Source organism: Rathayibacter sp. Leaf296, assembly GCF_001423045.1.
Lineage (GTDB): Bacteria > Actinomycetota > Actinomycetes > Actinomycetales > Microbacteriaceae > Rathayibacter > Rathayibacter caricis.
The window spans coordinates 570973-586184 of the sequence record NZ_LMNR01000001.1 but is presented as its reverse complement, the minus strand read 5'-3'; the positions used below and the strand labels follow the sequence as shown (position 1 = coordinate 586184).

Below are 15212 nucleotides of genomic sequence, written 5' to 3'. Positions count from 1 at the left end.
GGGTGGCTTCAGCGGCCGGACGCGAGAGTGGTCACGGCGTCGAGGACCGGCGCCGGAGTAGGAGCGGATCATGCAGAAGAAGACGAAGATCATCACCGCCGTCGCCGGAGTCGTCGTGCTCCTCGGAGCGGGCACCGGGATCGCCTACGCCGCGACTGACGGCTTCGAGGGATCCGACCGCCTGACCGGGGCGGACCTCGACCGTGCGAGCGACGCGGCCCTCGAGGAGATCGGCGGCGGCACCGTGACCTCGGCCGAACGCGACGACGACGGAGCCCCCGGCTACGAGCTCGAGCTGCGCGGCGAGGACGGACTCGAGTACGACGTGCGCCTCGACGACGCGTTCGCGGTGCTGTCGGTGGACGCCGACGAGGACGGGCGCCCCGCGAGCGGATCCGCCGAGGGCGGCGACGACACCTCGACCTCGGGGGTCGTCGACCCCGACGACCTGACCGGCGACGACCTGGCGCGCGCCTCGGAGGCGGCCCTCGCGGCGGTCGGCGGCGGCACGGTGACCGAGGCGGAGCGCAGCGACGACGCCGACCACGCCTTCGACGTGGAGGTCACGCGCGAGGACGGGACGGACGTGGACGTCGATCTCGACGCGGACTTCGCGGTGGTCGCGACGAACGACTGACGGCCGGACGCGGGAGCGGCTCAGCCGCTCCCGGAACCGTTGCCGTTGTTGCCGTTCCCGTTGCCGCCGTTCCCGTTGCCGTTGTTGCCGTCGTTCCCGTTGCCGCTGTTCCCGTTGCCGCTGTTCCCGTTCGCGGGAGCCTCCTCGGCCGGCTCCGTCTCCTCGGGCTCCGGAGCCTCCTCCTCGACGGGCTCCGTCTCCTCGGGACTCGGAGAGGGCGCCTCCTCCTCGGTCTCGACGGGAGCGGGGGTCTCCTCGGCAGGCGTCTCCTCGGCCGGAGCCTCCTCGACCGGAGTCTCCTCGACGGGCTCCTCGGGTTCCGGAGCCTCGTCGGTCTCGACGGGAGCGGGCTCCGGCGCCTCGCCGGCCCCGACCGCCGCCTCGAGGTCGCCGCGCACCACGTCCGCCTCGGCCTGGATCGACGCGGCCCGCTCCTGGGTCACGGTTCCGGCTGCCAGGGCCGCGGCGAGGGCGGCCTGCAGGGCCTCGAGCTCGGTGAGGGCGCCCGCGAAGTCGTCGGCGGAGGCGCGCTCCGCTACCGCGACGACCGCGTCGTCGAGGGTCTGCGCGGTGGCGTCGTCGATCGACGGGTCGGCGGCGGAGCACCCCGAGAGCAGGAGGACCGCGGTCACGACGGCGGCCGGCCAGGCGCGGCGCGCGATCACGAGCGGATGCTCTCGCGCAGGCGCTGCAGATGCTCGCCGAGCTCGCCGTCGACCGCGGGCAGCGGCGTCTGCTGGTCGCCTCCGAGCAGGACGACGGCGAGTCCCACCGCGATCGCGACGAGCGCGAGCACCAGCACGAGCAGCCACGGGTTGGGCCCGCGACGCCGCTCGGGCTCGCGTCGGAGAGTGGTCGTCGCGGTAGCGGGGGCGACCGGAGCCGCCGCGGTCCCGGCCGGCAGGAGGGTCGTCGCCGCGGTGCCGTGGTCGGGGACGGGATACACGGCCGTCGCCTCGGCGGTCGCGTCGAGCAGCTGCGTCCGGGCGGCCGTGAGGGGCACGTCGGGCACGACGATCGCCGTCGGCGGTCCGTCGCGGCGAGGGTCGATCAGCTTGCGGGCCGACTCGGCGACCTCGAGGGCCGACGGGCGCTCCTCCGGCTCGCGCTGCGTCATCGAGCCCAGGAGCGCGGACCAGCCGCTGCCCAGCGACGCCGACACCTCGGGGTCGCGCAGCAGCCGCGCGAGGGTCACCTCGATCGCCGAGCCCGTGAACGGGCGCTTGCCGGTCAGCGACTCGAGCAGCACCAGGCCGAGGGAGTAGATGTCGCTCGCGGCGGTCAGCGGATCGCCGTGCGCCTGCTCGGGGCTGAGGTACGCGGCCGTGCCGATGAGCGTGCCGGGCGAGGTGATGCGGGTCGCGTCGATGAGGTAGGCGATGCCGAAGTCGGCGAGCTTGGGCCGGAACTCGCGGCTGGTCAGCGGACTCGGCACGAGCAGGACGTTCGACGGCTTCACGTCGCGGTGGACGACTCCGGCCGCGTGCACCGTGTGCAGGGCCTCGCCGAGATCGGCGGCCATCGACGCGACGTCGTTCGGGGCGACGGGCCCCGAGGCGAGTCGCTCCGACAGGCTCGGCCCCTCGGCGAGCTCCATGACCATGTACGCCTGGCCGCCGGTGTCGTCGCCGCCGTCGTGCGCGTCGTACAGCGTGACCAGGGCGGGGTGGTTGAGGGCCGCGAGCAGGCGGATCTCGGAGGACTTGCGCTGCAGATCCTGCGCGTCGTCGATGCCGGCCGCGAACATCTTCAGCGCCACCGAGCGGCCGAGGATCTCGTCGCGGGCCCGGTAGACGGTCGCCATGCCGCCCCGGCCGATGAGCTCCTCGATCGTGTAGCGGTCGCCGACCGTCGAGCCGACGACTCGGGTCTCGCCCGTCCGGTGCGATGCCACGGGGTTCCTCCTCGCGCGGTGGGTGCTGCGGCGTGTGCCGCGCCCCCCCGGTGCGACCGTCGCTCCAGGGTAGTACGTCGAGCGGCCCCTCCGTAGGGGCCCGGAGGCGCTGTCAAGCGGGTGTCCCACCTCCGGGGCGCACGTAGCGTGGAGGCATTCCAACGGAGGGAACAGACATGACGGACCACGCGGATCAGGGATCGACTCTCGAGGACCAGGGCTCGACCATCGGGAAGCCCGACGGCGCTGCGGCGCCCACGTCGAGCGAGAGCGAGACGATCGAGAAGGACATGACGGAGTCGCCCGGCAGCGAGCGCGAGACCGCGGCGAAGCAGGACAGCGCTCCGGACGCGAGCGCGACCGAGGTCTCGGGCGACGCCGAGGTGAAGACGGTGCCCGGCACGGGCGGACCGGACGACGTCGGAGACGTCGAGGTGCCGCCGGGCGAGGTGCACCTGAACGGCAAGCCGTTCCCGGGGCATGCCGGAACGGCCTGATCCGACATGCCCCGGCAGCGCTCTCAGCGGCTCCGCCGCGCGGGCACGCCGGAACGGCCTGATCCGACATGCCCCGGCAGTGCTCTCAGCGGCTCCGCCGCGCGGTCACGCCGGGACGGCCTAGCCGCCTGATGGCACGACCCCGTCGGGACTAGAGCTCCACGGGCTCCAGGACCGACGGGTCGTGCCGATTGACCGTGCGGGAGTTGTTGACGCGCCGGTCGACCGGGTACGCCGTGATGGTCGAGGCCATCGCGGTCGAGGCGCCGTCGAGCGTCGCGAGCATCTCCTCCGCGGAGTCGAGGGGCTCGGGCGACAGCCACGCGTCGCGCACCTCGTCGGTGAGGAAGACGGGCATGCGGTCGTGCACCTCGCCCGACGCGTCGCGCGCCTCGCGGGTGATGATCGTGAAGGACACCCGCCAGGCCTCGCCGTCCTTCTTCGCCGTGTAGAGACCGGCGGCCGCGAGGATCGGCTCCTCGCCGTGCAGGAACCAGGGCTGCTTGCCGTCGGCGAGCGTCTGCCACTCGTAGTAGCCGCGCATCGGGACGATCGCCCGCTGCTTCGCGAACGCCCCGCGGAACAGGCCGTTCGAGGCGACCGTCTCGAGCCGGGCGTTGATCGGCGACGGCGCCTTGCCCTTCGCCCACGAGGGCGTGAAGCCCCACGAGGCCAGCTCGACCTCGCGCTCGACCGCTCCATCGTGGAGGCGCTCGCGCACGATGGGCGCGGAGTCGGTGGGGGCGACGCTGAAGTCGGGCGCCCAGTCGGCGGCCCTCCCGCCCGCCGCGACGAACTCGCGGATCAGCTCATCGGTCTCGGAGTCCATCGCGAAGCGGCCGCACATGGGAGGAACGCTACGCCGGAGGACCGACAGCGGCCAGCAGCGGATCCGGACGCACCCGGCGGATCGTCGCGACGGCGAGCCCAGCGACCATCACCGCTCCTCCGATCAGCTCGCCGACCGAGGGCGCCTCACCCAGCAGCGCCCAGGCCGACAGGACGCCGACCACCGGCACCAGCAGAGTGAACGGCACGACCGACGCCGCCGGGTACCGGGCGAGCAGCGAGTTCCAGATGCCGTAGCCGACGAGCGAGGCGAACACCGCCGTGTAGAGGGTGCTGAGCACCGCCGCCGGAGTGAGGCCCGAGAGTGCGCTCACGACGGCGGGGCCTCCGTCGACGAGGAGCGAGAGCAGCAGCGCCGGCACCGGCACGACGAGCGCCGACCACACGACGAGCGAGAGTCCGGAGGCGCCCTTCGCGCGGCGGGTCAGCACGTTGCCGATCGCCCACGACAGCGCTCCGCCGAGGCAGACGACGAACGGGAGCCAGGGCGCGGTCGTGCCGTGGGCGATGCCGACGATCACCAGGCCCGCCACTCCGACCCCGAGACCCGCGAGCTGGCGCGGGGTCGGCCGCTCCCGCAGGACGACGGCGGCGATCAGCACCGTCAGCACGATCTGCGCCTGGACCACGAGCGAGGCGAGGCCCGCGGGCATGCCGAGGGCGAGCGCCAGGTAGAGAAGGGCGAACTGCCCCAGGCTCATGAAGGCGCCGATGACGAGGACGGTGCGCAGCGGAGCCTCGGGGCGCGGCACGAAGAAGACGGCCGGCACCGCCACCACCGCGAAGCGCATCGCCAGGAACAGCAGGGGCGGCACGTCGGCGAGCCCCACGTCGATCACGACGAAGTTCAGCCCCCACAGCAGGACGACGACGAGGGCGAGGAGGCTGTGGCGACGGGACATGCCTCGAGACTGTCCGACGCGAACCGACAGCACCAGCGCAGGTCGCTACCGCCGACCCGGTAGCGTTCGTTCATGATCGAGCCCTCGGCCCTCCGCGCCCTGATCGCCGTGCGCGACTGCGGGACCGTCGTCGCCGCCGCCGAGGCGCTCGGCTTCACTCCGTCCGCCGTCTCGCAGCAGCTCAAGCGGCTCGAGCGCCAGTCCGGCGGGCCGGTGGCGCAGCGCGCGGGCCGCACGGTGTTCCTCACCGAGCACGGGCGCACGCTCGCCGAGCGGGGCGAGCGACTCCTGGCCGAGCTCGAATCGCTCGAGCACCTCGGGGCGGCACCGGCGGAGGAGATCACCGGAACTCTGCGGGTCGCCGCGTTCTCGACGGCGATGCGCGGGCTGCTCGTGCCGGCGCTGGCCGTGCTGCGCGAGCGCGCGCCCCGACTCCGGATCACGCTCGACGAGCTGGACCCGTGGGAGGCGGCGCAGCGGCTCGAGCGCGGAGCGGCCGATCTGGCGGTGCTGCACGACTGGCCCGGCCTCTCGCTCGATCTGCCGTCGACGATCGAGACCGCGACGCTGCTCGAGGACCGCGCCGACATCCTGATCCACCGCGACCACCCTCTCGCCGGGAGCGCGACGCTCGCTCCGAGCCGGCTCGCCGACGAGACCTGGGTGAGCATCCCCGCCGGGGCGATCTGCCACGCCTGGCTCCTGCGCACCTTCGCCGGCACCGGGCGCCAGCCCGACATCGCCTACTACGACGAGGACTTCAGCACGCACATCGCGCTCGTCGAGGCGGGTGCGGCCGTGGCACTCGTGCCCCGGCTGGGCCGCGAGCCGCTGCCGGAGCGGGTCGTCGCGGTGCCCGCGGTCGATCCGGTGTCGACGCGGGTCGTCTCGGCGGCCTGGCGCCGCTCGAGCCGCGGCAGCCCGGCGCGGACGGCGGTGCTGGCCGCGCTGCGCGCGGTGGTGTGAGCGGAGTGCGCTGCGCGCGGTGGTACGAGCGGAGTGCGCTGCGCGCGGTGGTGTGAGCGCGACCCGTCAGACCGACGCGTGCTCCGGGCTCCGAACCCGGCTCTTCGCCGACCAGAAGCGCATGAGAGCGCCGGCCAGGATCGAGCCGAGTGCGCCCGCCGCGAGGTCGGCGAGGGTGTCCTCGTAGGCGACGAAGATCGAGCCGTCGACGAAGGTGTGGCCGGCCCACTCGCCCCACTCCCACAGCACGCCGGCGGTGGTGCCGAAGCACGCGCAGAGCACGATCGCGGGAGCGAGCGGTCCGCGCTCCCCCGCGACCGTCGGCACCACTCCGGCGCGCGCGGCGACGACGTAGGCGACCGCTGCCGCGAGTCCGTTCAGGGTGAAGTGGACGACCAGGTCCCAGGCCGCCCAGGCCTGGTAGAGCTCGAGCACGCTGCTCCAGGAGGCGACCAGCAGCGAGACTCCGAACGCCGCGTCGAGCGCGGGGCGGACGCCGAGGAACCGGGTGAGGACGAGGCCGATCGACGAGAGGGCGAACACCGCGACGTCGACGAAGCCCCAGCCGATGCCGGCGGCGACGATACTGGCGACTCCGAGCGCCCGGACGATGTCGGCGAACCACTCGCCCCGGGTGCGGGGCGGCTCGAGGAACGTCTCGACGAGGACGGCGGCGCTCACGGCGCCGTGAACCGCAGCACGGCCTGGACCGGCTCGTGGTCGGACGGGGCCGCTCCGTCGTAGCGGACCGCGTTGATCCCGGCCGAGACCACCTCGAAGGCCCCCGCGGTGACGGTCAGCCAGTCGATCCTCCGGCCGGAGCGCGGCGCGCGGTAGTTGGAGTAGGTGCCCCACGCGGGCGTGAGGGTGCGCTGCGCGACGGCCCACGAGTCCGCGAGGCCCCCGCCGTCGAGCAGAGCGCGGTAGGGATCGGATCCGACGTCGGTGTTCGCGTCGCCCATGACGATCGCGGGCAGGCCGAGCTCGGTGACCCGCTCGGCCAGCAGCTGCGCCGAGCGGAGGCGGCTGCTGCGCGAGAGGTGGTCGAAGTGGGTGGCGACCACGGTCAGTTCGCGGTTCACCGCGTGGTCGACGAGCTCGGCGATCACGGCCGTGCGCGGGATCCGGTTGCCCCAGCTGCGCGAGCCCGCGACGTCCGGAGTGTCGGACAGGGCGATCTGCGACCAGTGGCGCACCGCGAAGCGGCTGCGGTCGACGAAGAGCATCACGCGCTCGCCGCTGCGATCGGGGTCGCGGCCGAAGCCCATGCCCTCGAAGGAGGAGCCGAGCACCTCCTGCACGAACCCCGCCTGGTCGGGCATCGCCTCCTGCACCGCGAGGATCGACGGGCGCTCGGTCTCGAGCAGGCGGCGGATCAGGGGCTGCCGCCGGTCCCACAGGTCGACGGCGCGCGAGGTGAGGCGGGGCATGCGGCGACGGATGTTGTAGCTCATCACGTGCAGCTCGGGCGCCTCGGTCGGACCGATCAGGGGCGTCGGGTCGGTCATGCCTCCACCCTACGGCGCTCCCCCTGGACCGAGCCGGAGGCGCCGCAGGCTTGCGGAGACGGCCCCGCGCGCACCTACTCTTCGAGGATGACCCTCTCCCCCGCACTCGCGGACCTCGCCGGCGCCTCGTTCGTCTCGCTCACCACCTTCCGGAAGACCGGGGTCGGGGTGTCGACCCCGGTGTGGATCGCCCGCGACGGCGACGACCTCATCGTGACCACGCCCCGGAAGAGCGGGAAGGTCAAGCGCCTGCGCAACGACCCCCGCGTGACGCTCGTGCCCTGCGACCGCCGCGGCCGCGCGCAGGAGGGAGCGCCCGTCGTCGAGGGCACGGCCCGCATCGTGTCCGACGAGGACACCGTCGAGCGGCTCGGGCGCGTGTTCCTCGGCAAGTACCGCCTCGAGTACCGCGTCTTCATGGTGATCGAGCGCCTCGTCAGCCGCGGCGACCGGACCCGGGTGATGCTGAGGATCTCCTGAGTCCTACACCTCCGGGCTCGACACCGGAAGGCCCTCCGGACGGGACGCGCCGGGGTCTACCGTGGGGCGATCGCACGCCGGTGCCCTCGTGCGCCCCCGCGCCGACCGGCGGCACGCAGAAGGAGCACTCATGAGCATCGGAGCAGGGATCTTCCTCCTCGTCGTCGGAGCGGTACTCGCGTTCGCCGTCGACGTGCAGGTGTCGGGGATCGATCTGGCGCTGATCGGCTACATCCTGATGGCCGCCGGTGCAGTGGGGCTCGTCCTCGGACTGGTCCTGATGACCCGTCGCCGCCAGGCGGTCTCGACGACGCGCTCGGCGGTCGACCCGGCCAGCGGCGAGCAGGTCACCCGCCGCACGAGCGAGAGCGACGGCCCGCTGGTCTGACGCGGACCCTCGCGGAGACGACGAGAGGGGCGGGCCGGTCATCCGGCTCCGCCCCTCTTCCCGTTCACGGCTCCGTCGGAGCGGCGGGACTACTCGTCGTCCGGCTCGCCGCCCGAGACGGTGTCGGTGTCGCCGCCGCCCTCGGACGTGTCGGTGCCGGTTCCGTCGGGGAGGTCCTCGGTCTTCTCGGTGTCGTCACCGGTGGTGCGGTCGCTGCTCATGCTGCTCTCCCTTCGCCCGGCGCTCTGCCGGAGGATTCCACTCTGCTCCGGTAACGCGCGCTCCGGGAGGGGTAGCGGCTGCCTGCGGGGAGGTGACACGAGCGGAATCAGATGATCTGCGCCTCGTTCGGGAACCTGATGCTGCTTTTCAGCAGCCCTCTCCTGGGCAGCCGAGCTCCCTCGTCATCCCAAGCTCATGGCCGCCTCCGGCGCCGTCGCCACGACGTTGAACAAGCGGGGATTGCTCGACGCGAACCGCGACGTGCGCGCCGGAAAGGGCCACGTGTGGACCTTCGACCCGCAGCGCGTCGCGCTCGAAGACGCGACCTGGTGGTGGAATCCCTCTCCTACGTCACCGACGACACCTAGGCCACCGAGCTCGCGACGCACTTCGCCTCCGACACCCGGACGCTGAACGCGAAGACCGACGCCTACTTCGATGGCAAGGGCCAAGAGCTGCTGTGCGACCTGCTGGTCGCGGCCGCGGCCGGCAACCGACCGATCAGCGACGTGCTGCTCTGGCTGACTTCCGTCGAAGACGAGACATCCGTCGAGCTCCTCCACGACAACGGCTACCCGACGAACGCGCGAGCGGTCCGCGGCGTCATGAACACCGCCGAGAGAGCTCGCGACCGAATCTACTCGACCGCGCAGGGCATGGCGCTGTGCTTGAAGAGCGCCGCGACCGCCGATTGGGTGAACGCCCGCCCGAACGACACTCGCCCGCCGTTCGTCTCGGAGAAGTTCGACACCTCGACGGAGAGGCTGTACTCGCTGTCGGAAGCCGGCGTCGTCACCGCTGGCCCGCTCGTCTTGTCCCTAACCTCCGCGACGGTCGAGGCCGCGAAGGAGCACACCGCGCGCTCCCGCGGCCGATGTCTCGCGACGCCGCTCGTTGACATCGTTGCCGAGGCGAGTTGGTGATCGCAGCTTTACCACCAAGTCACCGTCCGTACGGCGACTATTGAACTATCCATAGTCGTGATGCCACCGATACGAGGATGCGCAATGAAACGTAGAATCATTGGAGTAGTGACCGTAATGGTCGCAGTCGTCGGGGGCGTCAGCGCCTCTCCGGCCAATGCGAAGCCAGTCAGCGAAAAAGGGCTCGACGACTGGCAATACAGTCAACCCATTCAGGACTTCATCAAGGAAGTCGGGCCCGACTACATTGATTCGATGAAACGGCAAGGCAACCTGATCGACTGGATCGAAGAGCAAGATCCTGATCATAGAAGCGGCTACCTCTACGTTGCGGAGGGCGCGGCCCCAGGGTCTGTAGACATCGCATGGAGTGGAGAGTCCGCACTCCGTTCACAAGCTAGCATAAAAGCTAAAGAGCTGGGATTGGTGCCAACTTTCACCGAGCGACCTTTCGACTGGCCAACAATCGATGCACAAGCGCGGGCAATCATGGATCGTAAGAGAGAGTTCGCAGTCGACGGCTTTGCAATCAACTCAATCGATGCACTCGCGCCTGAGACGACTGACCTCGTGGTACACGGAACATTTTCGAGCACCGCAGTGTCAAATTCAGAGCATTCATCGAGCGCAACCCCCGAACCGGCTGGCATTGCCGCCGATCTCCAAAAGAAAATCGCGTTGCAGGTCTCTACTGGCATGTCAGAGCTCGGCCCGATTCCGGTCAGATTGTCGACGGGAAACCTCTCGGAGCCAACGGCCAACCGAAATGACGACACTCCGTCGTACTGGGGCGGCGGATTCATGCGAAGCTGGTACCCAATCCGTGAACGGTCAACGTTCTGTTCGACCGGATTCGCCTACAACTTCAGCGGAACGAAACGAATGACGACTGCAAGGCACTGCACGCCGATGATCAGCGGGGGAAACTGGACGACTTACGACAATGATTCCCAGCTGTACGGAGGAAACTCCAGCAGCAATCGCTCGCCTGACTATGGCGCGCTTCGCCTGACGGCACAACTCGGCGCTGGCAGAATTTTTGACGGCGGGCCTGGATCCACGTCGAACGGCGTTCCGGTCAAGGGGCATCAGAGCGTTGGTCCCGGGAACCAGTTGTGCTCTGAGGGTGCGAATACCGGCGTGATCTGCGGAATTGTTGTTGACAAGATGATGGTTCTATGGGACGACGGCTTCGGGTCTTTCTACAATATTCAAACCAGGAACACGGGCACAGTTGTCAACGCTGGAGGCAACAGCGGAGGGCCTCTCATCGCTCCCTGGTCTAATGGATTCGGGGCTATTGGAATGATCCAGTACGGGAATACAGACGCTGCTTGCCCCACTCTTCAAGAGTCCTTCGTCAACTGCTACAAGGTGATGGGCTTCACGTCGGCCAAGTCAATCGGCGACGTTTGGGGAGCGGCTCTCGTTACTCAATAAGTCCAAGAGTCGAGTGAGTTCCGCCCACCCGAAGGTTGGGCGGGACTCCAAAGGGAGGCAGCGACACCGCAAAAGGCGAAGACGGTCGCTAGCTGAATCGCAAAAAGCATCGAAGCGCCGACTGGCGGGGTACTCACCCAGAAGAGATCGAAAATGTAGTAGATTCCGCCGATTATGCGAGTCACCGCAAGTGCAACAACTGCAATCCTCGTCCGTCGAGACAGGCCATCTGCTCTCACGAACGCAAGTGCTAGAGAGAAATAAGCAATGGTCAGAAGTAGAAGTGAAACCGACTCGAGCGTTGTTGGTTGCCGGCTAGTCACTAAGGCCGATCTGAACGTACTCAACGCAACAGCCGAAAAAACTTCTGCGACTCCCGCCAGTATGCCGAATGATAGCAAGGAGATCTTGGGTCGAGAGCCACTCGCTACTAGGCCCAAGAGACCCCATCCAAGAAGAAGGGCAAGCGCTGTCACCAAACGATAAGGACTCACCGCCTGTCCGCCGACCGTTGCTACATTGGCACCAGCCAAGATCACGAGCACGTCGATCAATTCTGAAAGAGTACCGAACAACCACGATAGTGCCGCGATTCCAAAAAACAACACCGCTCCGGTACGGACTCGAGCGTCCCTGTCAAGCGCGACTCGCACACGTTCTCGTGGACCAGCCCTCGTCAGATTGAGGCGATCGGTCGCGTCGCGTTCTCGTCGGCCCAGACTCTCGTCACGATTGAGGAATGTTCCCATCAAAGCGGCGCCGTTCTGTTCTTGCCATTCGAATAAATCTATTCGGACGATACACCTGGGTTTTCGCTCGGATCAAGACATGGCACGGATCACAGACGGTCGACGTGCACCAAGCGTTTCAGGCCGGATCGCTCCAGCCGAGGTTGTCGGCGATTGTCCGCAGCGTGCGCACGGTGATCTCGTACTCCTCCTCCGCGACGCCCGCGGTCGCGCTCGCGCGCTGCGAAGCGACGACCTCCTCGAGCCGCGCGGTCGCCACCTCGCCGCGCTCCGTGAGCGCGTAGAGCTCGGACCGCGCCTCGACCCAGCCGCTCTCGAGGAGCTCCGCGAGCTGCTCCGCCGCCGACTCCCCGGCCGGGTCCGCCGCGGTGGGGGCGCGGAGGAAGGGGGCGAGGGCCCGGTCGAGCTCGGCGAGCGGCGAGGGTCCGCGCTGCAGCTGCTGCAGCAGCTGCCACTGCCGCCGGGTCACTCCGTGCTCCTCGAGGGTGACCGAGAAGCGCTCGTCGACGAGGCGCTCCACGAGGGTCAGCCAGTATCCGATCGGTCGTTGATCAGCCATGGCGTCACGATACGCCCGGGCACAGCAGGAGGCACCCGGTCCGCGGTCAAGGGCCTGAGATCCGGGCCCGTCCTCCGGTTGACTGGGGTCACCGCTGAGAGACGGCGGGTTCTGGGGAGGTCACATGGCGAACCACCGTTTCGAGCTGCGGTCCGGCCGGGGCATCGGAGTCTCGGCGGCGGGCGATCCCGTCGCCGATCGGCTCGTCGTCTTCTGCCATCCCACGCCCGGAGCGGGCGGCTTCGACCCCGATCCGCTGGTGACCGGGCCCTGGGGCCTGCACCTGCTCATCCTCGACCGACCGGGGTACGGCGCCTCCGACCCCGTCGATCCGCGGCATGCCCGCGTGCAGGACCGGGCCGACGACCTCGCCGAGTACCTGCGCCGCTCCGAGCGGACCGCACGGGTCATCGACGGCGCCGAGTTCGGCAGCGTCGGCGTGGTCGGCTGGGGGTCGGGAGGCGCCTTCGCCCTCTCGCTCGCCGCCCGCCACCCCGATCTCGTCGACCGCATCGCGCTCGTCGGCACGCCCGCTCCTCCGCAGGCCGGCGTGCTCGTCCAGCGGACCGGAGCGTGGGAGCGCCGCGAGGTGCTGCCCGGCGAAGACGCGGGGACCCTCGCGGGCACGCTGCCGGAGGGTCCTCCCGGGCTCGACGCGCTCGGCATCGATCCCGAGGACCCCGTTCTCGCGGGCACCCGCGGACTGCGCAACCGGCTCGAGCGGATGCTCGGCGAGGGCTGGCGGCAGGGCCCACTGGGCGCCGCGACCGACCTCGCGGCCCTGCGCGACGGGAGCTGGGCCGACGAGCTCGACGCGGTGACCGCCTCGGTGCTCGTCGTGACCGGCGAGGACGACCCGGTCGCCGGCACGGAGGACGGCCGCTGGTACCGCGGACGTCTCGCCGATGCGCGCACCGCGAGCGTCGCCGGGACCGGACGGCTGGCCCTGGTGCGCGAGTGGCGCCGGATCCTCGACCACGTCGCTCCGCTCGAGCGCGGGGCGCAGGGCCGATGAGCCGCCCGGTGCCGCTGGGCGCGGGCCCGCGGATCCTGGTGGGGGCGATGGCCGTCTCGGGAGTCGTGCACCTCGTGCACCCGCGGACGTTCGACGCCGTGGTCCCCCGCGGGATGCCGGGCTCGGCGCGCGGGTGGGTCGTCGTGTCCGGAGTAGCGGAGCTGGCGTGCGCCGCGGCCACCGCCTGGCCACCGACGCGCGCGGTCGGCGGGATCGCCTCCGCCGCCCTGATGGCCGCCGTGTTCCCCGGCAACGTGCAGATGGCGCGGGACGCGCGACGCCCCCGGACGCGCGCGATCACGCTCCTGCGCCTGCCGCTGCAGATCCCGCTGGTGCTCTGGGGGCTGCGGGCGGCCCGGTCGCAGGGACGGTGACGCCCCTGCGCAAGCCCGCGCGCGTGCGGCGGACGTCCTGCTAGCTTCCCGGAATGAGCGACCAGACGGCGGACGATCGCCGAGACCAGCTGACCAGTGCCCCGCAGGCGACCGAGGCCGACGCGGCGCCGCGCATCGACGTGTCGACGACCGAGGCGGGCGACACGCGCATCGACATCCGCGAGGACGCCGCCGTGCGTCCCGGACGCGTCGAGGACGACGAGGACGGCTCCGATGACTGAGCCCCGCCGCGCCGCACTCGTCTACAACCCGGTCAAGGTCGACCTCGACTCGGTGAAGGCCGCGGTGTCGCGCGCCGAGCAGGCCGCCGGCTGGGCCGGGACGCTGTGGCTCGAGACCTCCGTGGAGGATCCCGGAGTCGGGCAGACCCGCGAGGCGATCGAGGCCGGCGTCGACATGGTGATCGCGGCCGGCGGCGACGGAACGGTCCGCGTGGTCGCCGAGGCGCTGCACGGCTCCGGCATCGCACTCGGGCTCCTGCCCTCGGGCACCGGCAACCTGCTCGCCAGGAACCTGAACCTCACCCTCGACGACATCGACAACGCGCTCACAGTCGCCTTCTCGGGCGCCGACCGCGCTATCGACATCGGGATGATCGACATCGAGACCGACCACGGCCGCGACCGCCGCGCCTACGTGGTGATGGCCGGGCTGGGCATCGACGCGAAGATGCTCGCGAACACCGACGACGACCTGAAGAAGCGGGCCGGCTGGCTCGCCTACGTGGACGCGCTGCGGAAGGCCCTGCTGGACAAGAACCAGCTCGAGTTCCGCTATCGCCTCGACGGCTCGAAGGTCCGCAAGGTGCGCGCGCACACGATCATCGTGGGCAACTGCGGCGCGCTGCCGGCGAACATCCTGCTGCTGCCGGACGCGGCCGTCGACGACGGCGAGTTCGACATCGTGCTGCTGCGGCCCGAGGGGTTCTTCGGCTGGGCCCAGATCATCTTCAAGGTGGTGTGGGAGAACGGCGTGCTGCGGCGCAGCGGAGTCGTGGGCCAGAAGCTCATGGGGCTCACCAAGGAGGTCTCGGCCCTGCGCTACGTGAAGGGCCGCGAGCTGGTCGTGCGCCTGGAGAAGGCGCAGGAGATCGAGCTCGACGGCGATCCGTTCGGATCGACCTCGGCGTTCCGCACCTGGATCGAGCCCGGCGGGCTCACGGTGCGGGTCCCCGCGTAGGCGCCTCGGAGGCCGCCCGTCCCTCCGGGAGCGGGCGGCCTCCGCCGTTCCTAGGCGCGGACGGCGTCGGCGTTCGGAGCCGATGCCTCCCCGGCGAGTCCCGAGGCCACGACCGGGACGGCGTACTCGAGCTGCGGAGTGGAGCGGCCGGGCTCGAGGGCGGTTCCCGACCAGGTGAAGACGTAGTCGACCGACCCGTCGGTCAGCGGGACCGCGCCGACGAAGCGCCAGCCCGCCCCCGACACGGCGGTGGGAGCGGCCCCGGCGTGCGCCGCGGCCGGATAGCAGACCCGCACCGAGAGGACCGGAACGGGCGCTCCGACAGAGGAGGCGTGCCAGTACCGGTTCTGGATCTGCACCTGCGCGCCGGAGTCACCCCTCACGGGGGTGCTGGGCAGGCGGGATCTCCAGGGAAGAGGGTGTCTCGGGGGTGGGTCGTCGCCGATCCGCGGCCGGGAGTTTCGGGTTCCCGGCCGCGGCACGCGAGAGGTTCGGGTTCTCGCGGTGAGGCGGTGCGCTCCGACGCGGGCGGGGATTCGGGTTCCCGCCCGCGGGAGGCTGCTCAGCAGGTGCGGATCTGCAGCGCGGCTTCGGGTGCCGCACCCCATG

At 70.6% G+C, this 15212-nt stretch carries 20 protein-coding genes; 11 read left to right on the top strand and 9 right to left on the bottom strand.

Going from position 1 to position 15212, the window contains the following annotated elements; genetic code table 11:
- The first annotated feature begins 70 nt into the window (after positions 1-70).
- Positions 71-637, top strand: coding sequence for a PepSY domain-containing protein (locus ASF46_RS02580; protein ID WP_056866297.1), 567 nt, complete (start codon positions 71-73; stop codon positions 635-637).
- Between the two features lie 20 nt (positions 638-657).
- Here the strand turns inward: ASF46_RS02580 and ASF46_RS02575 are convergent, their stop codons facing one another.
- Both ASF46_RS02575 and ASF46_RS02570 read right to left on the bottom strand, forming a co-directional pair.
- Positions 658-1302 (bottom strand): hypothetical protein, encoded by a 645-nt coding sequence (locus ASF46_RS02575; protein WP_056866296.1) that lies wholly within the window; start codon positions 1300-1302, stop codon positions 658-660.
- On the bottom strand, positions 1299-2531 hold the full coding sequence (locus tag ASF46_RS02570; RefSeq protein WP_056866295.1) for a serine/threonine-protein kinase: 1233 nt from the start codon (positions 2529-2531) through the stop codon (positions 1299-1301). The genes ASF46_RS02575 and ASF46_RS02570 overlap by 4 nt, the downstream gene beginning before the upstream one ends.
- A 176-nt stretch (positions 2532-2707) precedes the next feature.
- On the opposite strand from ASF46_RS02570, the gene ASF46_RS19335 reads away from it, so the two are divergent.
- A complete protein-coding gene (locus tag ASF46_RS19335) occupies positions 2708-3028 on the top strand; it encodes a hypothetical protein (RefSeq protein ID WP_055786294.1) in 321 nt (106 codons plus the stop codon).
- Between the two features lie 151 nt (positions 3029-3179).
- Here the strand turns inward: ASF46_RS19335 and ASF46_RS02560 are convergent, their stop codons facing one another.
- On the bottom strand, positions 3180-3875 hold the full coding sequence (locus ASF46_RS02560; protein WP_082485172.1) for an SOS response-associated peptidase: 696 nt from the start codon (positions 3873-3875) through the stop codon (positions 3180-3182).
- Positions 3876-3885: 10 nt separating this feature from the next.
- Positions 3886-4779 carry an EamA family transporter gene (locus ASF46_RS02555; RefSeq protein ID WP_056866294.1) on the bottom strand — a complete coding sequence of 298 codons (894 nt, stop codon included), beginning with the start codon at positions 4777-4779 and terminating at the stop codon, positions 3886-3888.
- A 72-nt stretch (positions 4780-4851) separates the two neighbouring features.
- Here ASF46_RS02555 and ASF46_RS02550 point away from each other — a divergent pair, with 72 nt between their 5' ends.
- The gene (locus ASF46_RS02550) at positions 4852-5745 is read left to right on the top strand and encodes a LysR family transcriptional regulator (RefSeq protein WP_056866293.1); all 894 of its coding nucleotides are present in this window, start codon (positions 4852-4854) and stop codon (positions 5743-5745) included.
- A gap of 66 nt (positions 5746-5811) precedes the next feature.
- Here the strand turns inward: ASF46_RS02550 and ASF46_RS02545 are convergent, their stop codons facing one another.
- Complete coding sequence (locus ASF46_RS02545; RefSeq protein ID WP_056866292.1) at positions 5812-6426, bottom strand: hypothetical protein; 615 nt, start codon at positions 6424-6426, stop codon at positions 5812-5814.
- Complete coding sequence (locus ASF46_RS02540) at positions 6423-7253, bottom strand: endonuclease/exonuclease/phosphatase family protein (protein ID WP_056866291.1); 831 nt, start codon at positions 7251-7253, stop codon at positions 6423-6425. The genes ASF46_RS02545 and ASF46_RS02540 overlap by 4 nt, the downstream gene beginning before the upstream one ends.
- An 87-nt stretch (positions 7254-7340) precedes the next feature.
- Between ASF46_RS02540 and ASF46_RS02535 the strand changes: the two genes are divergently transcribed.
- Both ASF46_RS02535 and ASF46_RS02530 read left to right on the top strand, forming a co-directional pair.
- Positions 7341-7733 (top strand): PPOX class F420-dependent oxidoreductase, encoded by a 393-nt coding sequence (locus ASF46_RS02535; RefSeq protein WP_056866290.1) that lies wholly within the window; start codon positions 7341-7343, stop codon positions 7731-7733.
- 130 nt (positions 7734-7863) lie between these two features.
- Positions 7864-8121: a DUF6458 family protein gene (locus ASF46_RS02530; RefSeq protein WP_055786276.1), complete on the top strand. Its 258-nt coding sequence runs from the start codon at positions 7864-7866 to the stop codon at positions 8119-8121.
- Between the two features lie 89 nt (positions 8122-8210).
- Here ASF46_RS02530 and ASF46_RS19845 read toward each other — a convergent pair whose 3' ends face one another.
- The gene (locus ASF46_RS19845) at positions 8211-8342 is read right to left on the bottom strand and encodes a hypothetical protein (RefSeq protein ID WP_268788495.1); all 132 of its coding nucleotides are present in this window, start codon (positions 8340-8342) and stop codon (positions 8211-8213) included.
- A 510-nt stretch (positions 8343-8852) separates the two neighbouring features.
- Between ASF46_RS19845 and ASF46_RS02525 the strand changes: the two genes are divergently transcribed.
- Complete coding sequence (locus tag ASF46_RS02525) at positions 8853-9266, top strand: hypothetical protein (RefSeq protein ID WP_056866289.1); 414 nt, start codon at positions 8853-8855, stop codon at positions 9264-9266.
- 108 nt (positions 9267-9374) lie between these two features.
- Positions 9375-10706, top strand: a complete 1332-nt coding sequence (locus tag ASF46_RS19035) for a hypothetical protein (RefSeq protein WP_157602165.1) — start codon at positions 9375-9377, stop codon at positions 10704-10706.
- A gap of 867 nt (positions 10707-11573) precedes the next feature.
- On the opposite strand, the gene ASF46_RS02520 is transcribed toward ASF46_RS19035, so the two are convergent.
- Positions 11574-12014 carry a hypothetical protein gene (locus ASF46_RS02520; RefSeq protein WP_056866288.1) on the bottom strand — a complete coding sequence of 147 codons (441 nt, stop codon included), beginning with the start codon at positions 12012-12014 and terminating at the stop codon, positions 11574-11576.
- A 124-nt stretch (positions 12015-12138) separates the two neighbouring features.
- Here ASF46_RS02520 and ASF46_RS02515 point away from each other — a divergent pair, with 124 nt between their 5' ends.
- The 4 genes from ASF46_RS02515 to ASF46_RS02500 are packed head-to-tail and all read left to right on the top strand — an operon-like array spanning position 12139 to position 14603.
- The gene (locus tag ASF46_RS02515) at positions 12139-13029 is read left to right on the top strand and encodes an alpha/beta fold hydrolase (RefSeq protein ID WP_055786270.1); all 891 of its coding nucleotides are present in this window, start codon (positions 12139-12141) and stop codon (positions 13027-13029) included.
- Positions 13026-13403: a hypothetical protein gene (locus ASF46_RS02510; RefSeq protein WP_200919652.1), complete on the top strand. Its 378-nt coding sequence runs from the start codon at positions 13026-13028 to the stop codon at positions 13401-13403. The genes ASF46_RS02515 and ASF46_RS02510 overlap by 4 nt, the downstream gene beginning before the upstream one ends.
- A gap of 53 nt (positions 13404-13456) precedes the next feature.
- A complete protein-coding gene (locus ASF46_RS02505) occupies positions 13457-13645 on the top strand; it encodes a hypothetical protein (RefSeq protein WP_056866287.1) in 189 nt (62 codons plus the stop codon).
- Entirely contained in the window at positions 13638-14603 is a 966-nt protein-coding gene (locus ASF46_RS02500; protein WP_056866286.1) for a diacylglycerol/lipid kinase family protein, read from the top strand. The genes ASF46_RS02505 and ASF46_RS02500 overlap by 8 nt, the downstream gene beginning before the upstream one ends.
- A 50-nt stretch (positions 14604-14653) precedes the next feature.
- On the opposite strand, the gene ASF46_RS02495 is transcribed toward ASF46_RS02500, so the two are convergent.
- On the bottom strand, positions 14654-14986 hold the full coding sequence (locus tag ASF46_RS02495; protein ID WP_056866285.1) for a hypothetical protein: 333 nt from the start codon (positions 14984-14986) through the stop codon (positions 14654-14656).
- Positions 14987-15212: the final 226 nt, after the last annotated feature.